This window comes from uncultured Amaricoccus sp., assembly GCF_937858865.1.
In the GTDB taxonomy this organism is placed as follows: Bacteria; Pseudomonadota; Alphaproteobacteria; order Rhodobacterales; family Rhodobacteraceae; genus Amaricoccus.
Genome location: NZ_CALLYO010000649.1, coordinates 1 through 3,891, shown reverse-complemented (window position 1 = coordinate 3,891; position 3,891 = coordinate 1). Strand labels below are relative to the sequence as shown.

The 3,891-nt window shown below is 71.8% G+C and carries 4 protein-coding genes; 3 read left to right on the top strand and 1 reads right to left on the bottom strand.

The window, feature by feature from the left end:
• The coding region (locus tag Q0112_RS19395; protein ID WP_297977747.1) for a DUF6456 domain-containing protein at positions 1–1,059 on the bottom strand (1,059 nt) is incomplete at its 3' end.
• 257 nt (positions 1,060–1,316) lie between these two features.
• Here Q0112_RS19395 and Q0112_RS19390 point away from each other — a divergent pair.
• The 3 genes from Q0112_RS19390 to otsB all read left to right on the top strand — a co-directional run.
• Positions 1,317–1,613, top strand: coding sequence for a DUF6477 family protein (locus tag Q0112_RS19390; RefSeq protein WP_297977746.1), 297 nt, complete (start codon positions 1,317–1,319; stop codon positions 1,611–1,613).
• A gap of 245 nt (positions 1,614–1,858) precedes the next feature.
• Positions 1,859–3,208, top strand: coding sequence for a trehalose-6-phosphate synthase (locus Q0112_RS19385; protein WP_297977745.1), 1,350 nt, complete (start codon positions 1,859–1,861; stop codon positions 3,206–3,208).
• The coding region (gene otsB / locus Q0112_RS19380) for a trehalose-phosphatase (protein WP_297977744.1) at positions 3,205–3,891 on the top strand (687 nt) is incomplete at its 3' end. The genes Q0112_RS19385 and otsB, both read left to right, overlap by 4 nt.

Below are 3,891 nucleotides of genomic sequence, written 5' to 3'. Positions count from 1 at the left end.
GAGCCGTTCCAGCGCGATCTTCAGCACCACCTTCCCCGAGCGGGCCGACCAGCCGAGGCGCTTCTCGGCGGTCTCGAGCCCCTCGAGGAAGCAGCAGATGCGGAAGACGATGTCCGAGAGGCCGGGCCCCAGCGCCTCCATCGCCCTGGCGAAGCGCACCCGCGCGTCCTGCGGCCCTTCGCCCGGCCCGCGGCCGCGCGCGGCGCCGCGCGATCCGCCGGCGGTCAGGAACCGCTCCCAGTCCTGGGCGACGCGCGGCCCCAGCTGCGCCAGCTCGAAGTCCTCGCGCAGCCGCTCACCGGCCTCGATCAGCTCGGCCGCGAGGTAGGCCGCGCCGTCCTTGTCGCGCTTGCGGCCGAGCACCGAGAGCGGGCTCTCGGCGAGGTTGAAGCGGACCTGCCGCTCGCCGGAGCCGTCCTCGGCCATGACCGTGCGCTCGGCGAAGAAGCGGTGCTGTTCTTGGAAGGGCGCCTGCGCCTCCTCGAAGCCGCCGAACCCTCCCTTCGGCCCGCGCGCGACCCGCTCCTCGGTCAGCAGCCGCTTCAGCGCCGCCCGCCCCACCGCGCTGATCGTGTAGCAGGCGATCTTGCCGGCCTTGGCGCAGGTGATCCATTCCTGCAGGGCGAAGGCATGCGCCACGTCGCGGTCGACGATGGCGATCCGGTTCTGCTTGCCCGGCACCACCTCGCGCAGCACCACCGCCCGCTCCATGTCCGGCGCCACCGCGAGGAAGGCCCCCTTCTCGCAGAGCCGGCGCAGGATGCGCCGCGCCTCCCGGTCGATGCGCGGGTCGCTGACGTTGGCGGGCTGGGCGGCCGGAACGGGCATCGGCGACTCCTTGGTGGACACGGTGGAGAGGGCGTCGGCGTGCTCGCGGGCGATGCGCTCGAGAGCCTCGTCGATCAGCGGATCGTCCCGCCACGCCTCGAAACGGCGGATCTGGCGCAGGACCGTCGAAGCGTGGCAGCCCTGCGCCCGCGCCACGGCCCGGATCGGGAGGCCGCCCGTGGTGTGGGCGAGATAGGCGACCGCGCCGTCCGGCAACCAGCCCGGGATCATCCGACGCGCCTCCGCCGGTCGCGCGGGATGGTCGGGGGCGGGATGCAAGAGCGCACGGAACCTGCTCCTTTTACGGAAATTTTTCGCGAAACTCGTCTTAAAGTTGATTCGTGAACATATCCTTACCCTGCGGAAATCACTGATGTTTCCGGTTCGTTGCCGCTTCGTTGCAGCGCGCGCTACTCGCATAGGTTGCGCAACACCGCTGCAACCCGAGCGAGTATGCGGCCGGAAGAAACACCTCAGGGAGAAAACGAATGACCGACCTCTCCACCGTCCTGAACGCCCTGCGCCGCCCGAAGATCCTGATCCGCGCCGCCCGCTGCGGCGTCGCCGACTACCGCCGCGAGCGCGACCTCAAGCGGATCCTGCGCCAGTCGCGCGTCGCGGCCCCCGGCCAGGCGATCGGCAGCCTGCTCGCCGAAGAGACGCGCCTCGAGGCCACCCGCGCCGCGGGCGATGCCACCTACTCGATCCAGCGCCACGTCGCGGTCCTGACCGCCCTCCTGGCCGAAGCCCGCCTCCTGCCGCCGCCAGTCGTCTCCGGCGCCTGACGCGCTTGCCGCGCCGGGCGGACCAATCCCGACTCTTTCAGGTGCAATACGCATTCCATATGGATTCAATATGCCTCCCAGTTCGAACGAATCCCTGTAAGCCATTGCCACCGACCGATAAGGCTGGAGATGGCGAATAGGCCCGCCGCAGCGGAACCATCGCGCCACCACGGCGTTCCTCCTCAAAACCGTTGGGGATGGGGAGTCTGCGGGTGGCGGGACGGCTTGTCGTTGCATCGAACCGAGTGGAGACGCCCGGCGAGTCCCGAGCGGGCGGGCTCGCCGTCGCGCTCAGGGACGCCCTGGCGCAGCGAGGCGGCGTCTGGTTCGGCTGGTCCGGCGACACGGTGGAGCGCGAGACGCGCGGCGTGCGGCACTTCACCGAGGGCAACGTCGAGTTCGCGCTCGCCGACCTCACCCTCCCCGAATACGAGGGCTACTACCTCGGCTACGCCAACCGCGCCCTCTGGCCGGTCTTCCACTACCGCGTCGATCTCGCGCATTTCGACGAGAGCGACTTCGCCGCCTACGAGCAGGTGAACCGGCGCTTTGCGCGCCTCCTCGCCCCCTTCACGCGCCCGGACGACATGGTCTGGGTACACGACTACCATTTCCTGCTGATGGGCCAGGAGCTTCGCGCCTCCGGCTGGCGCGGCCGGATGGGCTTCTTCCTGCATGTCCCCTTCCCCGCCCCGGAAGTCTTCTCCGCCCTGCCGCAGCACCAGCGCCTCGCGCTCGGGCTCGCCGCCTTCGACCTCGTCGGCTTCCAGACTGATCGGGACACCGCGAACTTTCGCCGCTATCTCGTTGAAAACGCGGGCGCGGAGATCCTAGAGGATGGCAGGCTCCGCGTCTTCGACCAGGTCCTGCGCGCCGCGACCTTCTCGATCGGCGTCGATCCCGACGACGTCGCCGCCCAAGCCGAGGGCGAGGAAGGCGTCGCCGCCGCCGCGCGCGTCGGCAAGATCACCGACCATCGCGCCCTCGTCATCGGCGTCGACCGCATGGACTATTCCAAGGGCCTGCCGCAGCGCATGGAGGCTTTCGGGCGCATGCTCGACGACCACGAGGAGCTGCGCGGCCGGGTCAGCTTCCTGCAGATCGCCCCGCCCTCGCGCGAATCGGTCGATGCCTATCAGGTGCTGCGCGAGGAGCTCGACCGCCTCGCCGGCCGGATCAACGCCGACTATGCCGACCTCGACTGGATGCCGATCCGCTACCTCGCCCGCAGCTACGACCGCGGCACGCTCTGCGGCCTCTACCGCCTGGCCCGGGTCGGCCTGGTTACGCCGCTGCACGACGGCATGAACCTCGTCGCCAAGGAGTTCGTCGCCGCCCAGACCCCCGAGGATCCGGGCGTCCTCGTCCTCTCCGAGTTCGCTGGCGCGGCCGAGCAGATGCAGGCCGCCCTCCTCGTCAACCCGCACGACATCGCCGCCACCGCCGACGCCATCCACCGCGCGCTCTCCATGCCGCGCGAGGAGCGCATCGAGCGCTGGCAGGATCTGATCCGCAACGTGCAGGAGCACGACATCGCCTGGTGGCGGCGCAGCTTCCTCGACGCCCTCGAGGCCAGCGCCGGCGTCCCCGCGTGAGCGGCCTCCCGCTCGACACGCTCCGCCTCACGCCGGAGGACGCGCTCTTTCTCGACTTCGACGGCACCCTCGCCGAGATCGGCCCGGATCCGGACGCGATCTTCCTCCCCCCCGATCTCGGTCCGGTCCTCGCCCGACTGGCGCTGCGGCTCGGCGGCGCCATCGCCGTCCTGAGCGGACGCGACCTGCGCGATCTCGCCCACCGCACCCCCCCGGAGGTCTGGCGCGCCGGCGGCCACGGGCTCGAGATCCTCGCCCCCAGCGCCCCGCTGCCACCGACCCCGGCCCCGCTTCCCGCCGCCGTCCTCGCGCCGCTGCGCGCCGCCGCCCGTACCCCCGGCGTCCGGCTCGAGCTGAAGGGTCCGGTCGCCGCGCTGCACTTCCGCGCCGCGCCCGCGGCGGAGGCCGACTGCCTCGCGGCCGCCACCGCGGCCGCCGCCGCCGCGCCGGGCCTCGTGCGGCAGCACGGCAAGATGGTCGTCGAGGTGAAGCCCGCCGCGGCCCACAAGGGCACGGCCCTCCGCCGTCTCGGCGAGCGCCTCCCCTTCGCGGGGCGCCGGCCGCTCATGCTCGGCGACGACACGACCGACGAGGATGCCTTCGCTGCCGCCCAGGCGCTCGGCGGCCTCGCCGTCAAGGTCGGCCCTGGCCCGACCGCCGCCCGCCTGCGCGCCCCGGATCCC

What these genes read in the sequence shown, in the direction of transcription:
- Q0112_RS19390 (WP_297977746.1), top strand. Translation starts at nt 1,317, where the DNA reads ATGACCGACCTCTCCACCGTCCTGAACGCCCTGCGCCGCCCGAAGATC.